Source organism: Streptomyces sp. MMG1533 (genome assembly GCF_001279775.1).
GTDB lineage: Bacteria > Actinomycetota > Actinomycetes > Streptomycetales > Streptomycetaceae > Streptomyces.
This window is the reverse complement of the sequence record NZ_LGDG01000249.1, coordinates 1-22,597: the sequence shown is the minus strand read 5'-3', so window position 1 is coordinate 22,597 and position 22,597 is coordinate 1. Positions and strand designations below refer to the sequence as shown.

Genomic DNA, 22,597 nt, shown 5'->3' with positions numbered 1-22,597 from the left:
TGGGCAGCCGATGCGGGCGCCATGAAGGCTCAGACCGGAGGACGGATGGGTTGCGCAGTGAGTTCCTTGGTGATGCGGTCCAGCATGAACGCCGAGGATTCGCGGGCCCGTTCCTCCCAGGCGAAGACACATGCCGTGGCGACACCGTCGAAGCCGAGTTCGCGCAGGGTGCCGAAGAAGGCGTGCCAGTCCACCTCGCCCTGGTCGATGTCCAGGTGCTGGTGGATACGGGCGGTGGTGCCGGGCGGGTTGAGGATGTAGCGCAGGCCGGACGAGCCCTTGTGGTTGAAGGAGTCGGCGATGTGCACATGCTGGAGCTTGTCGCCCGCGTAGCGCATCATCGCCGCGATGTCCGCCCCGACCTCCGAGGCGCCGGACAAGTGGAAGGAGTGCGGGGCGCAGTAGAGGTAGTTCACCCAGGGCTTGTTGATCGCCCGTACGAGGTCGACCGCGGGGGTGTTCTCCTCGCAGAAGTCGTCCGGGTGGGCCTCCAGGTCGAGGGCGACGCCCTCCCGCTCGAAGACGGGCAGCAACTCCTCCATCGAGCGCCAGAAGGCGGCCTCGCTCTCGGCGGCGCGCTCCGGGCGGCCGTTGAACTCCGAGTTCATCAGCGGGCATTCGAGATCGGCGGTGATCTCGATCATCCGCTTCCAGTAGCGGACGGCGGCCTGCCGCTCGACCTCGTCCGGCGAGGACCACTTGTACAGCGGCAGGACCGACGACAGCCTGACGCCGTGCTCGCGCAGTGCGCTCTTCAAGCGCGCGATCCGCTCGTCGTCCGCCCGTGGGTGCAGGAAGAACGGCATGAAGTCGTCGCGGGGCGACAACTCGATGTACTCGTAGCCGAGTTCGGCGACCGTGCGCACCATGGCATCGATGGGAAGGGACCGGAACATGTACGGGTCGAGGGCGATCTTCATGCGGTGCCTCCGTAGAAGGCGGGGCGGGGCTTCATGTCGACGGCGACGACCGTGCCGTCGGAGTCGAGGGACTTGACGGCGGCGTCGGTGATGACGGTGGCGGCATAGCCGTCCCACGCGGACGGCCCGGTGGGCTCGCTGCCGTCTTCGACGGAGGTGATCCACTCGCGGAACTCGGTGTCGAAGGCGTCCGTGAACCGGCTCTTCCAGTCCTGCAACACGGCAGCGCCGTGGCGCCCCGCGCTGCGGACACCGACGGCGGCCGGGTCGGGCAGCCGGACGAGGCCCTCCTCGCCGACGGTCTCGCACTGGATGTCGTAGCCGTACTGGCAGTTGACGAAGACCTCCAGGTCGATACGGATCCCGCTCGCGGTTTCGAAGAGCATGATCTGCGGGTCCTTGAGGTGCTCGAACCGCTTGCTCGTGGCGCGGGGGGTGAGCACCTGGGCGGAGACGATCTCGTCGTCGAGCAGCCAGCGCAGGACGTCGATCTCGTGCACGGACGTGTCCTGCGCGGCCATGTGTGAGGTGTACGAGTCGGGCACCGTCGGGTTGCGGTGGGCGCAGTGCACGATGAGCGGGGTTCCGAGGGAGCCGGAGGCGATGACCTCCTTCATCTGGCGGTAGCCGGCGTCGAAGCGGCGCATGAAGCCGACCTGGACCAGACGGCGGCCGTGGGCGCGTTCGGCGTCGACTATGCGCAGGCAGTCCACGGCGGTGGTGGCGAGGGGCTTCTCGCAGAAGACCGGCTTGCCGGCCGCGATGGCGTTCAGGACGTGCTCGGCGTGGGTGGGTCCCCAGGAGGTGACGAGAACGGCGTCCACCTCGGGGGAGTTGATGAGATCGGGGCCGGCCGGCAGCGCGGAGGCGCCCACGTGGGCGGCCACCTCGGCGGCGCGCGCGGCGTCGAGGTCGGTCACCGCGGTGACGGTGGCCCCGGTGACGACTTCGGTGAGTCGTCGAATGTGATCCTGGCCGATCATTCCGGCGCCGATGACACCTACACGTACGGTCATGGTCATTTCCTTCAGGAGAGGTCAGGAGAGGTCAGGAGAGGTCAGGAGAGGTCGGGAGAGGTCGGGAGAGGTCAGGAGAGGTCAGGAGAGGTCACGAGAAGCGGGCGCGGAGTTCGGCTTCGAGGGTTTCGAGGGTGCGGCCCTTGGTCTCGGGGACGTAGCGCTTGACGAAGATGAGGGAGCAGACGCCCGCCACCACGAAGAGGAAGAACGTGTTGGAGATCCCGATCGCGTCGACCAGGGACGGGAAGACCAGTCCGATGACGAAGTTGGTCAGCCAGAGCACGACCGCCGCGACACCCATCCCGAAGCCGCGCATCCGCATCGGGAAGATCTCCGAGAGCATCAGCCAGGTCACCGGTGAGATCGCGCCCTGCTGGAAGGCGAGGAAGGTGACGGTCATGGCGAGCACGGCGTACGCCCGGCCGTCACCCGAGGGCAGCACCAGGGAGAAGACACCGATGAGCAACAGGGCGACCGTCGTGCCGATCTGACCGGTCATCAGCATCGGGCGGCGGCTGACCCGGCCGAGCAGCCAGATGCCGACGAAGGTGGCCAGCACCGAGATCACACCGTTGGCGATGTTCGCGGTCAGGGCGCTGTCGGAGGCGAAGCCGGCGTCGGTGAGGATCTGGGTGCCGTAGTACATGATCGTGTTGACGCCGGTGATCTGCTGCACGATGGCGATGCCGAAGCCGACGAACATGAGCTTGCGCACCCACGGGGTGGCCTTCATGTCCTGCCAGCCGCCGAGCTTCTCCCGCTCCTCCTTGACGGCGAGCGCGGACACCTCGCTCAACTCGGCCTCGGCCCGTTGCCCGGACCGGACCTGCTTGAGTACCTCCAGGGCCTCGCCGAAGCGGGTCTTCGAGGCCAGCCAGCGCGGACTTTCCGGCATGACCAGCATGCCGAACCAGAGCACGACCGCCGGGAGGGTGGCGAGGACGAGCATCCAGCGCCAGACGCCGCCGGACTCGCCGCCCGCCTGGGCGATGATCGCGTTGGAGGTGAAGGCGAGCAACTGGCCGCTGACGATCATGAGTTCGTTGCGGGTGACGAGTGCGCCGCGTCGCTCGGCGGGGGAGACCTCGGCGAGGTAGACGGGCACGGTCACCGAGGCGCCGCCGACCGCGAGGCCGAGTACGAACCGTGCCACGACCATGACCGCGGTGTTGGGCGCCAGTGTGCAGCCGAGGGCGCCGACGAAGAACACCACGGCGAGGACGAGGATCGTACGGCGGCGTCCGCGGGCGTCCGACAGCCGCCCGCCGGTGACCGCGCCCAGGGCGGCTCCGAGGAGCAGCGAACTGGTGACCATTCCCTCGGTGAAGGGGGTCAGGCCCAGGTCGTCGGCCATGTACGGCAGGGCGCCGTTGATGACGCCGGTGTCGTAGCCGAAGAGGAGTCCGCCGAAGGTGGCGATGACGGTGATGAGGCGCAGCCGCCGGGAGACCGCGACCGGGGCGTCGTCGGCAGTGCGGCTGGTGAGGGCCTGTGGCGTGTCGTCCCTGATGTCCATGTCGCCTCCTACTGGTCGGGGGTGGGGCGTCGAGTACCCGTGAGACCGCAGTCGGCCAGGTGATCACGGGTGCGTACGGCGATGGGCAGGGGTACCTCGGGAGCGCACGGGTACAGGTCCTGCTCGACGATCACGAACAACTCGGCGTCCAGCCGGGCGAGTTCGGCCACCACGTCGGCCGGGTTCGGCACGCCGGCCGGGGGCGACACGCACACCCCTCGCCTGACGGCCTCTCCGAACGACAACTGCTCCACGGCGACCCGGGCCAGGACCTCCGGGTCCATCTGCTTGATGTGGACGTAGCCCATGCGCTCGCCGAAGCGGCGGATCAGGTCGAGGTTGTCGCCGCCGCCGTAGGCCACGTGCCCCGTGTCCAGGCAGAGGTTGGTGTAACGGGAGTCCGACTCGTTGAGCAGCCGCTCGATCTCCGGCTGAGTCTGGACGTGGCTGTCGGCGTGCGGGTGGACGACGAGCCGTATGTCGTACTCGTCGAGGAGCAGCTTTCCGAGCCGGTCGGCGGTCCGGCCGAAGCCCGCCCACTGCTCGGCGGTCAGTTCCGGCGGCTCCGTGAACGCTCCGGTCTTCTCGTCCCGGTACATCGGCGGGATGAGCACGAGGTGACGGGCGTCTGCGGCAGCGGTCAGCGTGGCGACCCGGCGGACGTGAGCGAGCATCTCGTCCCAGGCCTCCGGCCGGTGCAGCGCGCCGAAGGCGGTGCCGCCGGAGACCTGGAGGCCACGGGACTCCAGTTCTTCCCTGAGCCGCTGCGAGTCGGTGGGGAGGTAGCCGTACGGGCCCAGTTCCAGCCATCGGTAACCGGCCTGGGCCAGCTCGTCGAGGAAACGGGTGTACGGCACCTGGTGCTCGTCCTCGGGGAACCAGACGCCCCAGGAGTCGGGGGCGGAACCCAGGCACAGGTTGCCCGCGGTGGTGCGGAGGGAGGATGGCGCCGTTGCCATGGGGTGTCCTTTGGGGAGAGGGACAGAGGTGACCAACGGGTATCGCGCTCTACTAGCGCGCTCTAGTCGAGTACGATGACCCGTGTCCAAATGTCATGTCAATAGCTTGTTGGCGGGGGATTTCCAGGCCGCCCGCTAAGGTGGCGGCGTCGGAGGGCGGGTTCTCAGGTGGATGCATCGGGCAAGCAGCGGCCCACGATGGCGGACGTCGCCGCGAAGGCGGGCGTCTCCCGGGCGCTCGTCTCGATCGTGTTCCGCAACCAGCCGGGAGCGAGCGAGGAGACCCGGGAGCGCGTGCTGCGGGTCGCCGACGAGATCGGTTACCGCCCCGACAGCGCCGCCCGGCTGCTGGCCCGGGGCCGCAGTCGCACACTCGGTGTGATGTTCACCGTCCACCAGGCCTTCCACACGGACCTCATCGAGGGCATCTACCCCGAGGCCGAACGTCTCGGGTACGACGTCCTGCTCTCCGCCGCCGCCCAGGGCCGCAGCGAGGCCAAGGCCATCGAGGCCCTGCTCAGCCACCGTTGCGAGGCGCTGATCCTGTTGGGCCCCGATGCCGAGGCCGCCTACCTCGACGAACTCGGCCGCCGTACGGTCACCGTCTCGGTCAGTCGCCGCGTCCCCCGCGCCCGCGTGGATTTCGTGCACAGCGCGGAGGGCAAGGGCGTACGGCAGGCCATGGAACACCTCGTCGAACTGGGGCACCGCAGGATCGTGCACCTCGACGGCGGTCGCGGCCCCGGGTCGGCGGAGCGGCGGCGGGCCTACCGGGCGGCGATGCGTCGCCACGGGCTGGACTCCGAGGTGCGGGTGATCCCAGGCGATCACACGGAGCACTCGGGCATCGAGACCGGCCGTCTGCTCCTGGCGGAGCGAGACCAAGGGCACCCGCTGCCTACGGCGGTCCTCGCGGGCAACGACCGCAGCGCGATGGGCCTGTTGATGTCCCTGACACGGGCGGGCGTCGAGGTCCCGCGCGACCTGTCCGTCGTCGGATACGACGACAGTCACCTCTCCCACCTGATGCCCATCGGCCTGACCACCGTCCGTCAGGACGCGGTGCTCATGGCGGAGCACGCGGTGCAGTTCGCCGTTCAGCGACTGGAGAACCCGGAACTGGAGCCTCGAGAGGCGGTTCTGGACCCGAAGCTGGTGGTGCGCGGCAGCAGCGGGCCGCCCGCGCATGGGGCAGCCTGAGACGACAGGGCCGGGCCGGCACCGCGGACGCGATGCCGGCCGGTTTCCTGCCGTCGACGGTGCCGGTCGTCGCGGTCAGCGTGTCCCCTGCGCCGCGAACTCGGCGACGGCGTCGGCGTTGTCCTTGGTGATGAACGCCGGGCCGGTGAGCACCGGAGCAGTGCCGCCGCCGCTGAAGTTGCCGTTGGCCCTGTAGAGCCACAAGGCGTCGACGGCGAGGTAGCCCTGCAGATAGGGCTGTTGGTCGACGGCGAACTCGACCTTGCCGTTCTGGACTGCCTTCACCAGTTCCTTGTTGAGGTCGAAGGTGGCGACCTTGGCCTTGCTGCCGGCGTCGCCCACCGACTGCACGGCGGTCAGCGCGATGGGGGCGCCGAGGGTGACCACCTGGTCGATGGAGGAGTCCTGCTTGAGCTTGGCGGTGATCGTCGACTTCACGGACGGCATGTCGGTGCCGTTGACGTAGAGGGTGTCGGTCTTGCCGCTGAACCCCTTCTTCAGGCCGGCACAGCGTGCCTCCAGGGCGACCTGGCCCTGCTCCTGGATGACACAGAGGGCATGCTTCGCACCGAGTCGGCCCAGCCGCTCGCCGAACGCCTGGCCCGCGATGTTCTCGTCCTGCCCGAAGTACTCGAGCATGCCGAGGTCCTTCCAGTCGTCCGCCCCCGAGTTGAAGCCGACGACCGGGATGCCGGCCGCCTTCGCCTTGGCCACCACGTCCTTCATGGCGTCCGGCTTGGCGGCGGTGAGCGCGATGCCGTCGACCTTCTGGTCGATCGCGTTCTGCACCAGGTTGGCCTGGTTCCCGGCGCCCGGGTCGCTGGAGTAGACGAGCTTGATGTTGTCCTTGGCCGCGGCGGCCTGGGCGCCCTTGCGGATGAGGTCCCAGAAGGTGTCGCCGGGCGAGGCGTGGGTGACCATGGCGACGGTCATGCGCGGGGTGTCGGCCTTGCCCGCGGCCGCGGCGGCCCCGCCTTCCTCGGACTTCTTGCCGCCGGAGCTGCTGGAGCAGCCGGCGGCGAACAGGGCGCCGGCCAGGACGGTGGCGGTCAGGATGGCGGCTCGGTGATGTCTGTGCATGTCCCTTGCACCTCGCTGTGCTGGTCAGGGTGGGAATGGGGAGTGCCGTGCCCGGCCCGGCCAGGCGGACGGTCGGGGTGGGGAGTGCCGGGTGCGGCGAAGGAGCGTGGTCTGCGGGGCAACCGTGGGTGTGGGCCGCCTGCGCTGCCACTAGAGCGCTTTATTAGCGCGCTCTAGTGGCACGTACTATGGAGCCGTCCACTGGTGATGTCAACGGGTTTTGTCAGGACGTCCCAACAAAAGGCGTCGAGGCTCGCCCTGAGGCGTTCACCGGACGGCGACCGCGTCGCAGCTCCCCTGCTCGGTCCCTGTGCGGCAAAGCGTCCGGCGCGGTTGCCGCATGCCGCGCCGGACGCTCCTGTGCCGGGCCGGCCCCCTCAGCGGGAAGCTCTGGCGGCCGAGCCGTCGCACGTTCTCGTCGGGTCGGCGGGACGCTGTCGGCCGCCCAAGCGGCCGCGCTCGGGTACTCGGCACTGTGCCGGGCGACGAAGCGGGAGCGGCAGTTCGCCTCTCTGACGGGCTGCCGTCGCTGGTCCAACCCGCCGGTGCAGGACCCAAGTTGAAGAGGCACGCCCTCAGTCGTCGAGCGGTTCGTGACACCGGCGACCTGTTGCGCATTCGTCCCAGGCGCCGCTGCAGAAATGCGATGACCTTGGCGGGATCCCGGGGCGCGGCGGAAGCCTTGAGCCCGACGTGGCCCGGCATGGCCCGGCGTGGCCGCGCGTGGCCCGGCGTGGCACGAGGTGCCCGGGATCGTCTGCTGCTGCAGGTTCAGGCTGCGACCGTCCTCGTCGGCAGGATCGACCGGGACACGGCGGTCGACTCCACCAGGACGTACGCCGCACCACCGCGGCCCGGCCGGCCCCTCCGCAGGTACCGGAGGGGCCGGCCGGGGCTGTCGTGGACCCGGTGCCCGCTACTGGCCGCCGAAGGTGACGACGAGGCGGCCGTCCGCGGCGAAGGACCAGTTCAGCGCGCCTGCGTACGAGGAACACCGGGACCCGTTCGAGCCGGACCAGAACTGGTTCGAGCTGTCGGAGTCGCCGATGATCCTGTCGTTCGTCCCGCTGCCGCTGCGGCACGAGGTGTTGTTGCGGAACACCGAGGTGCCGGCGTCGAAGTTGTAGTTGCGCTCGGCGTTGTCGATGCTGATGTTGTCGGACACCGTCATCGAGCCGGGGTTGCTGTTGTAGGTGAACCCGTGCTTGCCGTTGTCGTAGGCGATGCTGCGCCGGATGACGTGGTTGACCGCGATGTCCTCGCCGCCCAGCTTGTAGCCGTTGCGGTCACCGTTGCCGGCCTGGGAACCGTCGCTGAGGGTGCCGTTCTCGTAGGCGAGGGAGTCCTCGATGGTCACCGCTCCGATGGGTCCGGTGTCGTCCTTGGTGTAGAGGTCCCAGCCGTCGTCGATGTTGTTGTGGGACACGGCGTAGCGGAAGACGTTGCCCGGACCTGAGGTGAGTTTCGCGGCGAAGCCGTCGGCGTCCTCGCCGTCGGAGTCGGCGTTGTCGTGCGACTCCGCACTCAGAATGAGGTTGTTGGACGGCCACTGACTGCTGGGAGTGCTGGAGAGCATCCGCGAGAGCTGCAGCCCCGAGTCGCGGTTGAAGCGCGTCACCGTGCGCTCGAAGATGTTGTTGCTGCCCCCGACGAAGATCCCGTTGTCACCGGCACGCTCGACGACGAGGCCCTTGACGTGCCAGTACGAGCCGTTCACGGCAAGTCCGCGGTTGGCCGGGTCCTCGCTCTGGGCCGAGAAGTTCAGGATCGGCGTCTCGCCGGGGTAGGCGAACAGTTCGGTGCGGTCACTCGCGGTGCCGTTGTTGCCCGCCGGGATGGTGACCGTCTGCGAATAGGGGTACGTCCCGCCGCGTACGTAGATCGTCCCTCCGGGGGTGATCCGGCTGATCGCCGAGGTGAGCGTCGTCGGGGCCGCCTCCGTTCCGGCGGCGCTGTCGGTCCCGTTCGGCGCCACGTAGAGCGCGGAGGCCGACGGCGGCGTGGTGGTGCCGCTCACCTCGACATCCAGGTAGTCGAGGTTGGGCAGGCCGGTGGCGGCGGTGGGGCTGAGCCGGATGGTGTTGGTGCCCGCGGTCACCGGCACCGTGAGCGTCTTCGTCGTCCAGGTCCCCCAGGTGCCGGTGCTCTCGAAGGACACCGACGTGGCTGCCGAGCCGTTCACCGTGAGGCTCGCGGGCCGTGCGGTGGTGGTTCCGTTGGCGAAGCGGACGTTCAGTGTCGCCGTGCCCGCGGCGGAGGCGTTCACGGTGAACTGTACGTACGCGCCCACCGCGTTGTTGCCGTTGCAGAATCCGCTGCCGGAGTAGCCGGCCCAGTCGGAGTCGATGGTGCCGGTGCAGACAGCCGGGGAGCTCTCGGCCTCGTAACGGGTGGTAGCTGCCTGGGCCGTGGTGCCGGACAGCGCGACGAGTGTGCCGGTCAGCAGGCTGAGGGACGCGATGACGGGTCTCAGGTGCATCGTTCATCTCCAGGTTGGTTGGGTCGTCCGACCATGGGCGGCTCGGTGAACGGGGCGGTTGTGGGTGTAGCGGGGCGGCCGGTTCGGCATCATGAATGGGGGCGGGCAGCCGGACTTTGCGCCCGACGGGAGAAAGCGCTTTCTCCGGACGCTAAAGGGCTGCTGTGAGCGCGTCAACGGTCGCGTACATGATCCTTGTTCACACTGATGAATATGATGAGGTGTCGCGAGCGTCGCACCGGCCCGCCTGCCGTGCTCGTACCGAACGCCGGAACCGGCTGCTTCGGGAGCCGTCGCCGGCGCCTGGCGGCGCCCGACTCGGCGTCACATGGCTCGCGTCACACGACGTGGCATCACCGTGCGCACGCTGGGCCCGAGTTGGGGCTGTCCGACGCGCTCGGCCAGGGGATCGCGGTGACCGTCGTGGCGTTCGTGCGCACGGTGGTCGTCGAAGTGGCCCCCAGGTCATGGGCATCGCCCGGCTGGGCCTGATCGGCTGAACCGGCTCGGAGCTGCTCTCGCCCGCCGTGCCTCGCCGGCTGTCGTCCGCTACGCGTCCGGTGGGCCGACCGGCATGGTGACCCAGGACGATCTGCCGGCCCGTTCCCCGCAAACTCAGGTGGCCTGACCGGGCGGCGCGCACGGGGGGCAAGGAACACGCCAACAAGCCGCGCTGGAGTCGTCGGCCGTATGACGGACCCAGCGCGAACGGCACCGCCCGGGGGCGGTGCCGTTCGTTACCGCATCACGGGACCTACGGGGTCCACTTGACGTTCGGGTTCACGTGGCCGGTCCAGTTGAAGATGGCCATGTTGTCCCAGCCGTTGCCGCTGTTGTTGATGTCGGCCGGGTCCCAGCCGTTGCCCGAGACCGCGTACCAGGTCGGTTCCCAGTAGAAGACGCCGATCGCTCCGGCGTTGCGGGCCGTGTTCTGTACGGCGGTGAAGTTGTCGGCCTGGCCCTGCCAGGTGAGCGGGTAGCCCGAGCAGCCGGAGGTGACCGAGTTGCTGGTGCTGTCCGCGTTCGCCGAGGTGAACGGGTACGCCGTCTCGGCGATGACCACGTCCTTGCCGTACCGGGACTTCATGTCGGAGACGACGCTGCCCATGTTGGCCAGCGTGCCGTGCCAGGGGCAGTAGTAGGACAGCCCGGTGATGTCCCAGTTGACGCCCTTCGCCTTGATGCCGTCGTAGAACCACCGTGCGTGCGCGTCGCTGTCCGAGTTGGCGGTGTGGATGATCACCTTGGTGCCGCTGTTGCACGACTTGGTCGCGTTGTAACCCGACTTGAGGAGCAGGCTGAGGTTGGTGAAGTCGTTGTTCACCACCTTGCCCTCGTTCCACAGCATGCCGACGTTGATCTCGTTGCCGATCTGCACGCTGTCCGGGGTGGTGCCCTGGGACTTGAGGCTGTTGCAGACGTCGTACGTGTAGTTGTAGACGTCCGTCTGCAGCTGGTTGATGTTGTGGCCGGACCAGGCCGCGGGCTTGTACTGCTTGCCCGGGTCGGCCCAGGTGTCGGAGTAGTGGAAGTCGACGAGCAGCTTGAGCCCCTTGGCCTTCACCTGCTTCGCGTACGCCAGCACCTTGGTCTTGTTGTTGTAGCCGCTGGCCGGGTTGTTCCAGACCCGCAGGCGGACGTAGTTCACGCCGGCGCCCTTGAGGATGTCGAGCGGGTCCTTGGCGGTGCCGCTCGCGTCGTAGTACTTGGCGCCGAGGTCGAGAGCGCGTTGCGCGGTCGAGACGTCGGCGCCGAGCATGCTGAGCGTGCCCGCGGCGGAGGCGGTCGTGGGGGTGGTGAGCAGGGACGCGGGCAGGGCGACGGCTGCCATGAGCAGGGCGGCCTTCACTGTGCGACCTGGACCGTTCACGGTCATCCCGAACTCCTTTGATCGAGACGTGGCGAAGCCAAGCTGTCGGGCTTGACATGCGCATGTAGCGGTTTCCGTGAACGTTCACAGTAAGGGAGGTAACAGGGGCTGTAAATATGTGTGTCACGGGGATTTCGTACAGGTGGTGGGCTTGACCTTCGTACTGACGGGTTGGGTACGTGCACAGCACATGCCGCCACGAGATGGGTGAGGAGCCATCGGGGATTTGGCTGATTGATCATCAGTTTCCTTGTTCTACAAGGACGTTCGGGTCATGCTGTGATCCGTCTGTGAACTCCTGATTCAGGGAGGAACATCCGTGCCGTCCAACCCCCCACCGACCTCACGCTCAAGAGGGCACCGAAGACTGGCCGTCGGAGCTCTGATCTCCGCCCTGTTCGGCCAGTTGCTCGCCGGAACCGCCGTCGCAGCCCCCTCGGTCAAGGCGCCGACACCCGGGCGAATGGCCTGGGAGCCCTGTGAATCGCCCTCCGGCGAGGGCACCTTCGAGTGCGCCACCATCAAGGTCCCCGTGGACTGGAAGCGTCCGTACGGCGCCACCATCGACCTGGCCCTCGCCCGCCACCTGGCCACCGACCCCGAGCACCGGATCGGCTCCCTGCTGATCAACCCCGGCGGCCCGGGCGGCTCCGGTGTGGGCTTCGCGTTCAGCGCCCCCGACTCCTTCTCGCCCGAACTGCTGGAGCGCTTCGACATCGTGGGCTTCGACCCGCGCGGCGTCGGCCTCAGCAACCCCGTGATGTGCGACGAGGACCGGGTGACCGAGCAGGGCGCGCTGCTCTACCCGGACAGCCCCTCCTCCTTCGCCGCACTCCGCGAGGCCAACCGCGCACTCGGCGAGAACTGTCGCGACCTCACCGGACCCCTCGTCGACAACATGGACACCGGGAGCGTCATCCGGGACATGGAGGCGATCCGCGTCGGTCTCGGCGAGAAGCGGATCAGCTACTACGGCGTCTCCTACGGCACCGGAATCGGCCAGCAGTACGCCGAGCGCTACCCGCACCGCGTGCGCGCGATGACGCTCGACTCGAACATGGACCACAGCCTCAACCCGTGGACGTACCAGAAGACCGAAGCCATAGCGATGGAGGAGTCGTACGGTCAGTTCGCCGACTGGTGCGCCCGCACTCCGTCCTGCGCGCTCCACGACCAGGACGCCCGCGCCCTGTTCGACTCGCTCTACAAGCGCGCCGACGCCGGTGAGCTGGTCCTGCCGGGCGACCCGCCCTACACCTTCACCACCCAGGACCTCCAGGGCCTCGCCTTCGGCTACATGTACGACCCGGCCTCCTGGTTCCAGTTCGCCGAGGACCTCGTCTACCTGGACGCCCCCGACGCCGCGGCGGCACGGTCCCTCGACAAGCGCGGCGAGCCGACGGAGTTCGCGTACCTCCCGGTGATGTGCCAGGACTACGACTTCGACGTACCGTCGTACGGCACGCTCGCCCGCTTCGAACGCGAACTGGGCCGCCTCGCCCCGGTCACCAGGCTCAGCTCCCTCGCCTGGACGGACCTGACCGGCTGCCAGAACTGGCCGACCGAGGTGACCAACCCGCCCCACCGGCTCCGTGTCGACGGCACCCCGCCGATCCTGGTCACCAACAGCCGTTACGACGTGGCGACCCCGCACCCCTGGGGCTCCAACGCGGCCCGCCAGATCGGCCGAGAGGCCACGTTCCTCACGTACGACGGTGTAGGCCACGGCGACTACTGGCTCAGCCCCTGCGCCCGTGACGCCATCGACACCTACCTCCTCACCCTGAAGACCCCCCGCAAGGGCACCCATTGCCCCGCGGTCTGGCCGACCGGGCCCTCCGTCCAGAGGCAGTCGCCGAGTGGCGGTCTCGTCAACCCGCTGCCCGATCTGGTGGGTACGGGGGCGCGCCGGTGAGCCGTGTGACGCGACCCGTTCCGACGCGGTCGTGACCGAGGGGGCGCGGTCCCGTAGGCCGGGACCGCGCCCCCTCGTGCTCCCGCCCGCTACAGCGCGGACGCGGCGCTGTGCAGGTTCTTGGCGGCCAGGGCGAGTCCTTCGGTCTGCGAGTAGGCGGCGTCCTCGTGCTCGATGTTCACGGCCATGTCCGGGTCGATCTCGGCGAGGGCGCGCAGGAATCCGGTCCAGTAGGGGACGTCGTTTCCGAGGCCGACGGCGACGAACTTCCACGCCGGGTTCTCCGGCCAGGCGTTGCACCAGAAGCCGTAGCCGGTGGGCACCTTGCCGGGCGCGTCGGCGGGCACGCGGGTGAACGACGTGTCGAGTACGCCGCGGATGTCGGCGCCGGGGCAGAGCGTCGCGTCCTTCGCGGCGGCGTGGAACACCAGCGGGCCCAGCCACTTGATGCAGGCGACGACGTCCATGCCCTGCCACATCAGGTGGGAGGGGTCCATCTCCGCGCCGACGTTCGTCGCGCCCGTCTCGTCGACCAGCCGCTTGAGCGTGACCGGGGAGAACACCACGTTGTGCGGGTGCATCTCGATCGCGACCCGGACGTTGTTCTCCCGGGCCAGCGCGTCGATCTCCTTCCAGAACTCGACTGCCACGCCCCACTGGTAGTCCAGGACGTCCATGTAGACGCCGTCCCACGGGTTCACGACCCAGGAGGGGTACTTGGCGTCGGGGTCGGAACCCGGGGTTCCGGACATGGTGACGACGTGCTTGACACCGAGCAGCCCGGCGAGGCGGATGGTGCGGCGCAGGTCGTCGGCGTGCTTCGGGCCGACCCCGGGGAGCGGGTTGAGTGGATTGCCGTTGCAGTTGAGGCCGGTCAGTTCCATGCCTCGGTCGGCGAAGGCCGCCAGGTACTCCTCGCGCGCGGCGGCCGAGGACAGCAGGAGGTCGACCGGGCAGTGCGGGGAGGGGATGAAGCCGCCGGTGTTGACCTCGACGGAGGTCAGGCCGTTCTCCTTGAGGATGTCGAGGGCCTCGGTGAGGGGCCGGTCGTGCAGACAGGCGGTGTAGGCGCCGAGCTTGAGAGCCATGTGTCTTTTCCTTCTGTGCGGGGGCAGGCGAGGGGCGTCAGACCAGGGGCGGAACCGTGACGGCGGCGCCGCCGCCCCGGGAGGACTCGACGACGGCCTGGATGATCTCCATGGTCCGTACCGCGTCGGCGAACGTGGCGCAGGCCGGCCGCGGTTCGGCGACGCCCGCGACCTGGTCGAGGAATGCCCGCGCCTGGTAGGTGAAGTTGTCGGCGTTGCTGGCGCCCACGCCCGGCGCCTCCATCGGGACGCCACCAGCGAAGTACGGCAGGTTCGGGCCGGCGATGATCTGCCGGGCGCCGCGCGTACGGGGGTCCGGCTGGGCGTCGTCGAAGAGGTACTCGGCGGGCCGGTGCTGGTCGAACGCGGCCCGGCCGCCGAGGCCCAGGACGTCGAAGGCGAGCCCGTTGGGCAGTCCGAAGCCGGTGCGCGTGACCGAGAACGTGCCGACGAGACCGGACTCGAAGCGGGCGGTGAAGGACGCGGTGTCCTCGTTCTCGACCTCGCCCACCTCGTCGGAGACGGGGGCCGCGTTGTGCCCGACGACCGCGCCCAGTGGCAGCGGCCGCTTGGGGATCTGCGTCGACAGTGTGGCACCGGAGACGGCGGCGATGGGCCCGGCCACGTACTCGGCGACGTCGATGAGGTGCGAGCCGACGTCCCCGAGCGCACCCGAACCGAGGCCGCCCTTGAACCGCCAGGTCAGCGGACCCTTCGGGTCGGTCGCGTAGTCGCACCAGTAGCGGCCGCTGAACAGCGAGAGGTCGGCCAGCTCACCGCGCCGGACATGCTCGCGGATCGCCGCGATGCCGGGGGAACGCCGGAAGGTGTACCCGACGGCGGTCACGACATCGGCGGTGCGCTCCAACTCGGCCATGGCGCGTGCGTCTTCGAGGGAGCCGGCGAGCGGCTTCTCGCACAGCACGTGCTTGCCGGCGGCGACCAGTGCCTCCGCGATCGGCCGGTGCAGGTCGTTGCCCACGACGATGCTGACGGCGTCGATCGTCGGGTCGTCGACGACCGCCTCCCAGCTGGGGAGCGCCTTCTCGTACCCGTAACGGCGTGCGGCGTCCTCACCGAGCGTCACGTTGGCGTCGGCTATCGCGGCCAGGCGGACGGGGGGCAGTCCGGCGCCGAAGACCGTATTGACGTTGCGGTAGCCGGCGGCGTGGCTGCGGCCGGCCATGCCGGCTCCGATCACCGCGACGGAAAGGGGCTTGCCGGAGGGGGTCATGGCGGTGCCTTTCAAAAAGAGCTGGGATCTCAGCTGGAGGTGGGGAAGTCGAAGCCGGCGGCGACCTGCTGGGTGGGCTGGGGCCAGCGGGTGGTGACGACCTTGGGGCGGGTGTAGAAGCGGATGCCCTCGGGGCCGTGCATGGGGGAGTCGCCGACCAGCGAGTCTTTCCAGCCGCCGAAGGAGTAGTACGACATCGGCACGGGCACCGGCACGTTGACGCCGATCATGCCGACCTTGACGTTGCGCTGGAAGCGGCGGGCGGCCTCGCCGGAGGCGGTGAACAGGGCGGTGCCGTTGCCGTAGGGGTTGGCGTTGATCAGCGCGATCGCCTCGTCGAGGGACTCGGCACGGACGATGGCGAGGACCGGGCCGAACAGCTCCTCCTTGTAGGCGTCCATCTCGGTGGTGACGTGGTCGAGGAGGGAGGGGCCGGTGAAGAAGCCTTCCTCGTGGCCGTCGACCTTCAGCCCGCGGCCGTCCACGACCACGGTGGCGCCCTGCCCGGCGGCGGTTCCGACAGCCTTCTCGACGCGCTCCTGGGCGGCCTTGGTGACCAGCGGGCCCATGTCGGTGCCGGGGGTGTCGCCGGGTCCGACCTTCACTTCGCGGGCCTTGCGCTCCAGTACCTCGACCAGCCCGTCGGCGGCGTCACCGACCGCGACGGCGACCGAGACCGCCATGCAGCGCTCGCCCGCGGAGCCATAGGCGCCCGCGGTGATGTGGTTGGCGGCGAACTCGAGGTCGGCGTCAGGGAGTACGACGGCGTGGTTCTTGGCGCCACCGAGGGCTTGAACGCGCTTGCCGTGCGAAGTGGCCTGCTCGTGCACGTACTTGGCGATGGGCGTCGACCCGACGAAGGAGACGGCCTCGATGCCGGAGTGGGTGAGGATCGCGTCCACGGCGTCCTTGCCGCCGTGCACGACGTTGAAGACGCCGTCGGGCAGTCCGGCCTTCTTGTACAGCTCGGCGACGAAGTTCGCCGCCGACGGGTCGCGCTCGCTGGGCTTGAGGAGGAACGTGTTGCCGGTGGCGATGGCGATCGGGTGCATCCACAGGGGCACCATCGCGGGGAAGTTGAAGGGTGTGATGCCCGCGACGACGCCGAGGGGCTGGCGGAAGTCGTGCACGTCGACGCCGCGGGAGACCTGGTCGGAGTAGGAGCCCTTGAGGACGTCGCCGAGGCCGCAGGCGAACTCCACGACCTCGCGGCCGCGGGTGACCTCGCCGCGGGCGTCGTCGACGGTCTTGCCGTGCTCGGCGGAGATGATCCGGCCCAGCTCCTCCTCGTGCTCGACGAGGAGCTGGCGGAAGGTGAACATCACCTGGGTGCGCTGCGTGAGCGACGACTCCGACCAGGTCTCGAAGGCCTGCGCGGCGGCGGTGACGGCCGCGGCGACGTCGGCGGAACCGCCGAGCGCGACCCGGGCCTGTTCCTGGCCGGTGGCCGGGTTGAACACGGGCGCGGTCTGCTCGCTCGTGCCGGCGGTGGGGGAGCCGTTGATCCAGTGCTGGATGGTCTTCACGGTGCGGGTTTCCTTTGTGGGGACGGGACTTACAGGTAGTGCCGCTGGGCGAGCTTGCGGGCGGCGTACGTCTCGTAAGCGGTGCGGGTGGAGTCCAGGGCGGAGGTCTGGCTGACCGGCACGTCCCACCAGCCGTGGCCGGGCGGGTTCGGCCCGTAGAGGTCGGTCTCGACGTGGACGACGGTGGCGCGGTGGGCGGCCTTCGCCTTCTCCATCGCCGTACGGAACTCCTCGACGGAGGAGGCGTGCAGGACGTCGGCGCCCAGCGAGGAGGCGTTGGCGGCGAGGTCGACGGGGAGTACGTCGCCGTCGAGCCGGCCCGAATCGCCGTCGCGGAAGCGGTACTTCGTGCCGAACCGCTGTGAGCCGAGCGACTCGGACAAGGCGCCGATGGAGGCGAAGCCATGGTTCTGTACGAGGACGATGATGACCTTCAGGCCTTCGGAGACCATGGTCACGATCTCCTGAGCCATCATCAGATACGAGCCGTCACCGACGAGGACGACGACCTCGCGCGACGGGTCGGCCATCTTGGCGCCGACGCCGGCGGCGACCTCGTATCCCATGCAGGAGTAGGCGTACTCGACGTGGTAGGCCTTCGGATCCCGCGCCCGCCACAACTGCTGCAGGTCACCCGGCATGGAGCCGGCCGCGTTGATCACGACGGCACGGTCGTCGAGCACCGAGTTGAGCGCGCCGAGGATCTCGGTCTGGGCGGGCAGGGGGCCGTGGCCGACGTTGAAGCACTCGTCCTCGATCTCCCGGGTACGGGCGATGAGTCGGCGGGTGTGCGCGCGGTACTCCGGGGCGACTTCCCAGTCCGTCAGCGCGCCCGCGAGGGCCTGGAGGCCGAGCCGGGCGTCGGCCACCACTGGCTCCGCGGAGTGCTTGACGGCGTCGAGGCGGGTCACGTTGAGGTTGACGAAGGTGACGTCGGGGTTGCCGAAGACGGTGTGGCTGGCGGTGGTGAAGTCGGAGTAGCGGGTGCCGATGCCGAGGACGACGTCGGCCTCGCGCGCGAGCTCGTTGGCGGCGTAGGAGCCGGTGGAGCCGATGCCGCCGACCGCGTACGGGTGGTCCCAGGGCACCGCGCCCTTGCCGGCGTGGGTGTCGGCCACCGGGATGCCGGTGGCCTCGGCGAAGGCCCGCAGCTCGGTCTCGGCACCCGAATACACGGCACCTCCGCCCGCCACGATCAGAGGCTTCCGCGCCCGGCGCAGCAGACGCGCGGCCCGCTCGACGGCGGCCGGCTCGGGCACCGGGCGGCCGATGTGCCACACCCGGCGCCGGAAGAAGGCGACCGGCCAGTCGTACGCTTCGGCCTGCACGTCCTGCGGCAGCGCGAGCGTGACGGCGCCGGTCTCCACCGGGTCGGTGAGCACCCGCATGGCGGCGAGCGCGGCCGGGACCAGCTGCTCGGGACGCGAGATGCGGTCGAAGTACTTGGATACGAAGCGGAAGGCGTCGTTGACGGTGACGTCCCCGCCCCGTGTGTCTTCGAGTTGCTGCAGGACCGGGTCGGCGGCGCGGGTGGCGAACATGTCGCTGGGCAGCAGCAGGACCGGGATCCGGTTGGTGGTGGCCAGGGCCGCACCCGTGATCATGTTGGTGGAGCCGGGGCCGGTCGAGGCCGTGCAGGCGAAGGTCGCCAGCCGGTCGCGCATCTTGGCGTAGGCCACCGAGGCGTGCACCATGCCCTGCTCGTTGCGGGCAAGGTAGTAGGGGAGGTCGGCTTCTTGGGTGACGGCCGCCTGCAGGAGGGCCTGCCCGATGCCGGCCACGTTGCCGTGACCGAAGATGCCCCAGACACCGGGGATCAGCCGCTGCTCCTGGCCGTCCCGCTCGCTGTACTGGTTGGCCAGGAAGCGGACGAAGGCCTGGGCGGTGGTGAGTCGGACGGTGTTCATTGCTCGTTGGGTCCTTCGAAGGGAAGCCGGTCGTCGATGTCCTGGGACTCCCAGGTGCTGCGGACCCAGCCGTGGGCGGGGTCGTCGCAGATCAGCCAGGCGCGGTCCTGGCCGGGCCCTGCCATGACGTTGAGGTAGTAGAGGTCGTAGCCGGGCGCGGCGATCGACGGTCCGTGCCAGCCGTGTGGGATGAGGACGGTGTCGCCGGAGCGGACCTCGGCGAGCACGTCGACGGGCCGCTCTTCGGTGCCGTAGACCCGCTGGTAGGCGAAGCCGTTCTCGCCCGCGACCTCGAAGTAGTAGATCTCCTCCAGCTCCGACTCCTGGCCGGGGCGTGCTTCGTCGTGCTTGTGCGGCGGGTAGGAGGACCAGTTGCCGCCGGGCGTGAGGACCTCGCACACCAGCAGCCGCTCCGCCTCGAACGTGCCGGGCAGGCAGTAGTTGTTGACCTGCCGGGAACACGCCCCCGCGCCCCGCAGCTCCACCGGTACGTCCTCCTTGCGCCCGTACCGAGCGGGAAGCCGTCCCCGCTCGGTACGGGCGGAGGGCAGCGCGAACAGACCTCCCTGCGCGCTGCTGATGAGGGCCTCCGACTCACGCGGCAGGTAGGCGAAGTCGGTGGCCGAGGCGAACACGCCTGTCCGGCCCTCGAGTTCGAGGGCACCGCCGTCCGTGGTGACGGTGCAGGAGCCCGTCAGCGGCAGGACCAGGAACTCGGATTCATGGGTGGACAGGGAGTGCGCCTCACCCGGCCCCAGGGTCAGGATCCTGAGGCCGGAGTAACCCCAGCCCGCCGACTCGGGCGTGACCAGGAGGTCGTAGGGACCGTCGGGCGAAGTCCCTTTGGGCAGGTGGTACTTGTTCGTGTCGCTCACAGCAGGCTCACCGCCTTGTCCACCGCGCCGGCGACGTCGCCGTTCGAGGGGTAGAGCAGGGAGCGGCCGACGACCAGGCCCTGCGCGGTCGGCTGCTTGAGCGCCTTGCCCCAGGAGGTGAAGGCCGCGTCGGGATCGGTGACCTCGCCGCCCAGCAGGAGAGCGGGCATCGTGGAGGAGGCCAGGACGCGTTCCATGTCGGGCACCACCGGGAGCTTGAGCCAGGTGTAGGCGGTACGGCGGCCGAGCCCCGAGGCGATGGTGATCGACTTGACGACGGCGTCGGGGGAGAGGTCGTTGCGGATCCTGCCGTCCTGCCAGGTGGAGAGGAACGGCTCGACCATGGCAACGAGATGACGGTCGTTGAGCTCGTTGACGGCGCGGGCGGTCTCCGTCAGGACGGAGGGCGTCGTCGGGTCCTCCAGTGCGATGCGGGTGAGCATCTTGCCGCCGTCGAAGCCCATCGCGGCGAGCGTCTCGGCGTCGTAGCCGGTGAAACGGTCGTCGATCTCGAAGACCGAACCCGCCAGCCCGGCCCGGTTCATGGAGCCGAAGACACTCTTGCCGTCCAGGACGCCGAGCAGGAGCAGGTCCTCGAGGATGTCGGCAGTGGCCAGCACGCCCGTCACCCCCGGCCGCTGCAGCGCGACGCACAGGCGGTCCAGCAGCTCGAAGCGGTCGGCCATGGCGTTGGGGTCGCCACCGACGCCGTTGGCGCCGCGTGCCGGGTGGTCGGCGGCGATGATCATCGCTCGGCCGTGCCCGCCGAGCAGCGAGGTGGCCTTGACACGGCGTGCGGCTGCCTCGGCGATGGCGCCGGGATTGTGGACCCGGACGTCGACGATCCGGCTCAGGTTGTCGGACAGCACGTCGTCACGCCTCTCGTTCGATGCGGATGGGGGGTGCCGCGCGGAGCTTCGTCTCCACCTCGGCCTCGGTCGGCATGGCGTCGGAGCAGGACAGGCGGCCGGCGACGATGGCGCCGGCGGCGTTGGCGAAGCTCACCGTGCGGCGGGTGTCCCAGCCGGACAGCAGGCCGTGGCAGAGCGCGCCGCCGAAGGCGTCACCGGCGCCGAGACCGTTGACCACGTCCACCGGCACGGGTGGGATCTCGGCGGCCGAGCCGTCCCGGTCCATGGCCAGGACACCCTTCGGTCCCTGCTTCACCACCGCCAGCTCGACACCGGCGGCGAGGAGCGCCTTCGCGGCCTCGTAGGGCTCGCGCTCGCCCGTCGCCACCTGGCACTCGTCGAGGTTGCCGACGGCGACGGTGGTGTGCCGCAGGGCTTCGGCGTAGTACGTACGGGCCTCGGCAGGGTCCTGCCAGAACATGGGCCGCCAGTCGAGGTCGAAGACTGTCGTCCCGGACCTGGCCCGGTGCGCCAGCGCGCCGAGCGTGGCCGACCGGCTCGGCTCCTCGCTGAGCCCGGTCCCGGTGACCCAGAAGATCCGTGCGTCGCGTACGGCGTCCAGGTCCAGGTCACCGGGTGCGATGTCGAGGTCGGGAGCCTTCGGCAGCCGGTAGAAGTACAGCGGGAAGTCGTCGGGCGGGAAGATCTCACAGAAGGTCACCGGAGTCGGCGCGATGTCCGACGTACCGACGAAACGGCTGTCGACGCCGTACCCGTCCAGGGCCGTGCGGACGAAGTCGCCGAACGGGTCGCGGCCGGTCTTGGTGATCACGGCGGCGGAGTGGCCGTAGCGTGTGGCGGCGACGGCCACGTTCGTGGGGCTCCCGCCCAGGTACTTGCCGAACGAGGTGACCTCGGCCAGTCCCACGCCGGTCTGGAGCGGATACACATCCACTCCCACGCGGCCCATGGTCAGGACTTCGAACGGCATAGCGGGTTTCCCTTCGCTCCGGAGACTCCGGGGTGTGGAGTGGGAGACTTGAAGCGCTTTAAAAGACGCCCTGCGGAGCACGATGCCTCCCACTCAAATGTCATGTCAATAGGTTGTTATGACGAGATGGCCAGATACTCGGCGATCTTCTCGCGCATGAAGACGGACGACGCCCTGGCCCGCTCCTCCCACGCGAACACACACGCGGTGAGCGTCCCGTCGAAGCCGTTCGCGCGCAGCTCCCGGAAGAGCTCCTCGAAGTCCACCTCGCCCTCGCCGATGTCGAGGTGCTGGTGGATGCGGGCCGGCGTGCCCGGCGGGTTGAGGATGTACCGGTTGCCCGAGGATGCGGTGTGGTCGAAGGCGTCGGCCAGGTGGACGTGGGTGAGCAGATCGCCGGCGTACTCGATGATGCCGGGGGCGTCATTGCCCATGTGGAAGGTGTGCGGGGCGCAGTAGAGGAAACTGACGTTGGGATGGTTGATCCCGCGGATCAGGTTGATCGCGTCGTGGCCGTTCTCGATGAAGTCGTCCGGGTGCGGTTCCAGGGCGAGGCGGATGCCCTCCTGTTCGAACACCGGCAGCAGCTCGTCCAGCGACTTCCAGAACTGGGCCTCGCTGCGGTCGGGGTCCTCCGGGCGACCGTTGAACTCGGAGTTCATGGTGTCCACGCCGAGCTCCGCGGTGATGCGGATGGCTCGCTTCCAGTAACGGACGGCAGCCTGGCGGGCATCCTCGTCGGGGCCGGACCAGCGGAACAGCGGCTGGACGGAGGAGATGCCGACTCCCGCGGCGTCCAGTGCCTTGCGGAACTTCCGTACGGTGGCGTCGTCCACGCGCGGGTGGCGGAAGAAGGGGATGAAGTCCTCCCGAGGGGAGAGCTCGATCCACTCGTAGCCCAACTCGGCCACCACAGCCGGGAGTTCGAGCAGCGGGACGTTGCGGATCATGTAGGGATCCAGGGCGATCTTCATGACGGTGCCTTCTGGTGTGTCAGTGAGAGACGGCGGTGAAACGTGGAATGGGGACGCCCTCGACGCGGCGCTCAGGTGACTCGGTCACCGGTCACCGGTGGCCGCCACGGGTGCGGTGAGGTCCCCCTCTTCCGGGAGCTTCTCGACGTCGACGCCGCGGACCTGGGCCAACTCGTGTTTGAGTGCGGCGAGT

At 69.2% G+C, this 22,597-nt stretch carries 17 protein-coding genes and 1 pseudogene; 2 read left to right on the top strand and 16 right to left on the bottom strand.

Annotated features, from left to right (window positions below; all coding sequences use genetic code 11):
• Window positions 1–29: 29 nt before the first annotated feature.
• The 4 genes from ADK57_RS35635 to ADK57_RS35620 all read right to left on the bottom strand — a co-directional run bounded on the left by ADK57_RS35635 (window position 30) and on the right by ADK57_RS35620 (window position 4,414).
• On the bottom strand, window positions 30–920 hold the full coding sequence (locus tag ADK57_RS35635; RefSeq protein ID WP_053753825.1) for a sugar phosphate isomerase/epimerase family protein: 891 nt from the start codon (window positions 918–920) through the stop codon (window positions 30–32).
• Window positions 917–1,936 (bottom strand): Gfo/Idh/MocA family oxidoreductase, encoded by a 1,020-nt coding sequence (locus ADK57_RS35630; protein WP_053753824.1) that lies wholly within the window; start codon window positions 1,934–1,936, stop codon window positions 917–919. The genes ADK57_RS35635 and ADK57_RS35630 overlap by 4 nt, the downstream gene beginning before the upstream one ends.
• A 91-nt stretch (window positions 1,937–2,027) precedes the next feature.
• The gene (locus ADK57_RS35625; protein ID WP_053753823.1) at window positions 2,028–3,455 is read right to left on the bottom strand and encodes a sugar porter family MFS transporter; all 1,428 of its coding nucleotides are present in this window, start codon (window positions 3,453–3,455) and stop codon (window positions 2,028–2,030) included.
• An 8-nt stretch (window positions 3,456–3,463) separates the two neighbouring features.
• Window positions 3,464–4,414 carry a TIM barrel protein gene (locus tag ADK57_RS35620; RefSeq protein ID WP_053753822.1) on the bottom strand — a complete coding sequence of 317 codons (951 nt, stop codon included), beginning with the start codon at window positions 4,412–4,414 and terminating at the stop codon, window positions 3,464–3,466.
• Window positions 4,415–4,612: 198 nt separating this feature from the next.
• Between ADK57_RS35620 and ADK57_RS35615 the strand changes: the two genes are divergently transcribed.
• Window positions 4,613–5,614 carry a LacI family DNA-binding transcriptional regulator gene (locus ADK57_RS35615; protein ID WP_053753821.1) on the top strand — a complete coding sequence of 334 codons (1,002 nt, stop codon included), beginning with the start codon at window positions 4,613–4,615 and terminating at the stop codon, window positions 5,612–5,614.
• A 75-nt stretch (window positions 5,615–5,689) separates the two neighbouring features.
• Here ADK57_RS35615 and ADK57_RS35610 read toward each other — a convergent pair whose 3' ends face one another.
• The 3 genes from ADK57_RS35610 to ADK57_RS35600 form a co-directional block, all read right to left on the bottom strand.
• On the bottom strand, window positions 5,690–6,694 hold the full coding sequence (locus ADK57_RS35610; RefSeq protein ID WP_053753820.1) for a substrate-binding domain-containing protein: 1,005 nt from the start codon (window positions 6,692–6,694) through the stop codon (window positions 5,690–5,692).
• Window positions 6,695–7,610: 916 nt separating this feature from the next.
• Window positions 7,611–9,173, bottom strand: coding sequence for a carbohydrate-binding protein (locus ADK57_RS35605; RefSeq protein ID WP_107091726.1), 1,563 nt, complete (start codon window positions 9,171–9,173; stop codon window positions 7,611–7,613).
• A gap of 754 nt (window positions 9,174–9,927) precedes the next feature.
• Window positions 9,928–11,049, bottom strand: a complete 1,122-nt coding sequence (locus ADK57_RS35600; protein ID WP_107091725.1) for a glycoside hydrolase family 53 protein — start codon at window positions 11,047–11,049, stop codon at window positions 9,928–9,930.
• Between the two features lie 457 nt (window positions 11,050–11,506).
• On the opposite strand from ADK57_RS35600, the gene ADK57_RS35595 reads away from it, so the two are divergent.
• Window positions 11,507–12,958 carry an alpha/beta hydrolase gene (locus tag ADK57_RS35595; protein WP_234390513.1) on the top strand — a complete coding sequence of 484 codons (1,452 nt, stop codon included), beginning with the start codon at window positions 11,507–11,509 and terminating at the stop codon, window positions 12,956–12,958.
• 89 nt (window positions 12,959–13,047) lie between these two features.
• Here ADK57_RS35595 and ADK57_RS35590 read toward each other — a convergent pair whose 3' ends face one another.
• The 9 genes and pseudogenes from ADK57_RS35590 to ADK57_RS48230 form a co-directional block, all read right to left on the bottom strand.
• Window positions 13,048–14,046: a sugar phosphate isomerase/epimerase family protein gene (locus ADK57_RS35590; RefSeq protein ID WP_053753818.1), complete on the bottom strand. Its 999-nt coding sequence runs from the start codon at window positions 14,044–14,046 to the stop codon at window positions 13,048–13,050.
• A gap of 37 nt (window positions 14,047–14,083) precedes the next feature.
• On the bottom strand, window positions 14,084–15,280 hold the full coding sequence (locus ADK57_RS35585; protein ID WP_053753817.1) for a Gfo/Idh/MocA family protein: 1,197 nt from the start codon (window positions 15,278–15,280) through the stop codon (window positions 14,084–14,086).
• A 29-nt stretch (window positions 15,281–15,309) separates the two neighbouring features.
• Entirely contained in the window at window positions 15,310–16,806 is a 1,497-nt protein-coding gene (locus ADK57_RS35580; protein ID WP_053753816.1) for a CoA-acylating methylmalonate-semialdehyde dehydrogenase, read from the bottom strand.
• Between the two features lie 29 nt (window positions 16,807–16,835).
• A complete protein-coding gene (gene iolD / locus ADK57_RS35575) occupies window positions 16,836–18,713 on the bottom strand; it encodes a 3D-(3,5/4)-trihydroxycyclohexane-1,2-dione acylhydrolase (decyclizing) (RefSeq protein ID WP_053753815.1) in 1,878 nt (625 codons plus the stop codon).
• Entirely contained in the window at window positions 18,710–19,588 is an 879-nt protein-coding gene (gene iolB / locus ADK57_RS35570; protein ID WP_053753814.1) for a 5-deoxy-glucuronate isomerase, read from the bottom strand. Before iolB ends, iolD begins: the two co-directional genes overlap by 4 nt.
• Window positions 19,585–20,457 carry a Cgl0159 family (beta/alpha)8-fold protein gene (locus tag ADK57_RS35565; protein ID WP_053753813.1) on the bottom strand — a complete coding sequence of 291 codons (873 nt, stop codon included), beginning with the start codon at window positions 20,455–20,457 and terminating at the stop codon, window positions 19,585–19,587. The genes iolB and ADK57_RS35565 overlap by 4 nt, the downstream gene beginning before the upstream one ends.
• A gap of 4 nt (window positions 20,458–20,461) precedes the next feature.
• A complete protein-coding gene (iolC, locus tag ADK57_RS35560) occupies window positions 20,462–21,430 on the bottom strand; it encodes a 5-dehydro-2-deoxygluconokinase (protein ID WP_053753812.1) in 969 nt (322 codons plus the stop codon).
• Window positions 21,431–21,546: 116 nt separating this feature from the next.
• The gene (locus tag ADK57_RS35555) at window positions 21,547–22,404 is read right to left on the bottom strand and encodes a sugar phosphate isomerase/epimerase family protein (RefSeq protein ID WP_053753811.1); all 858 of its coding nucleotides are present in this window, start codon (window positions 22,402–22,404) and stop codon (window positions 21,547–21,549) included.
• Between the two features lie 84 nt (window positions 22,405–22,488).
• A pseudogene (locus ADK57_RS48230) lies at window positions 22,489–22,597 on the bottom strand (ABC transporter ATP-binding protein); the annotation flags it as partial.

Bases quoted from the DNA above. Each gene is read 5' to 3' on its own strand.
- ADK57_RS35635 (WP_053753825.1), bottom strand. From the start codon at position 920: ATGAAGATCGCCCTCGACCCGTACATGTTCCGGTCCCTTCCCATCGAT.
- ADK57_RS35630 (WP_053753824.1), bottom strand. From the start codon at position 1,936: ATGACCGTACGTGTAGGTGTCATCGGCGCCGGAATGATCGGCCAGGAT.
- ADK57_RS35625 (WP_053753823.1), bottom strand. From the start codon at position 3,455: ATGGACATCAGGGACGACACGCCACAGGCCCTCACCAGCCGCACTGCC.
- ADK57_RS35620 (WP_053753822.1), bottom strand. From the start codon at position 4,414: ATGGCAACGGCGCCATCCTCCCTCCGCACCACCGCGGGCAACCTGTGC.
- ADK57_RS35615 (WP_053753821.1), top strand. From the start codon at position 4,613: ATGGCGGACGTCGCCGCGAAGGCGGGCGTCTCCCGGGCGCTCGTCTCG.
- ADK57_RS35610 (WP_053753820.1), bottom strand. From the start codon at position 6,694: ATGCACAGACATCACCGAGCCGCCATCCTGACCGCCACCGTCCTGGCC.
- ADK57_RS35605 (WP_107091726.1), bottom strand. From the start codon at position 9,173: ATGCACCTGAGACCCGTCATCGCGTCCCTCAGCCTGCTGACCGGCACA.
- ADK57_RS35600 (WP_107091725.1), bottom strand. From the start codon at position 11,049: ATGACCGTGAACGGTCCAGGTCGCACAGTGAAGGCCGCCCTGCTCATG.
- ADK57_RS35595 (WP_234390513.1), top strand. From the start codon at position 11,507: ATGGCCTGGGAGCCCTGTGAATCGCCCTCCGGCGAGGGCACCTTCGAG.
- ADK57_RS35590 (WP_053753818.1), bottom strand. From the start codon at position 14,046: ATGGCTCTCAAGCTCGGCGCCTACACCGCCTGTCTGCACGACCGGCCC.
- ADK57_RS35585 (WP_053753817.1), bottom strand. From the start codon at position 15,280: ATGACCCCCTCCGGCAAGCCCCTTTCCGTCGCGGTGATCGGAGCCGGC.
- iolD (WP_053753815.1), bottom strand. From the start codon at position 18,713: ATGAACACCGTCCGACTCACCACCGCCCAGGCCTTCGTCCGCTTCCTG.
- iolC (WP_053753812.1), bottom strand. From the start codon at position 21,430: ATGCCGTTCGAAGTCCTGACCATGGGCCGCGTGGGAGTGGATGTGTAT.
- ADK57_RS35555 (WP_053753811.1), bottom strand. From the start codon at position 22,404: ATGAAGATCGCCCTGGATCCCTACATGATCCGCAACGTCCCGCTGCTC.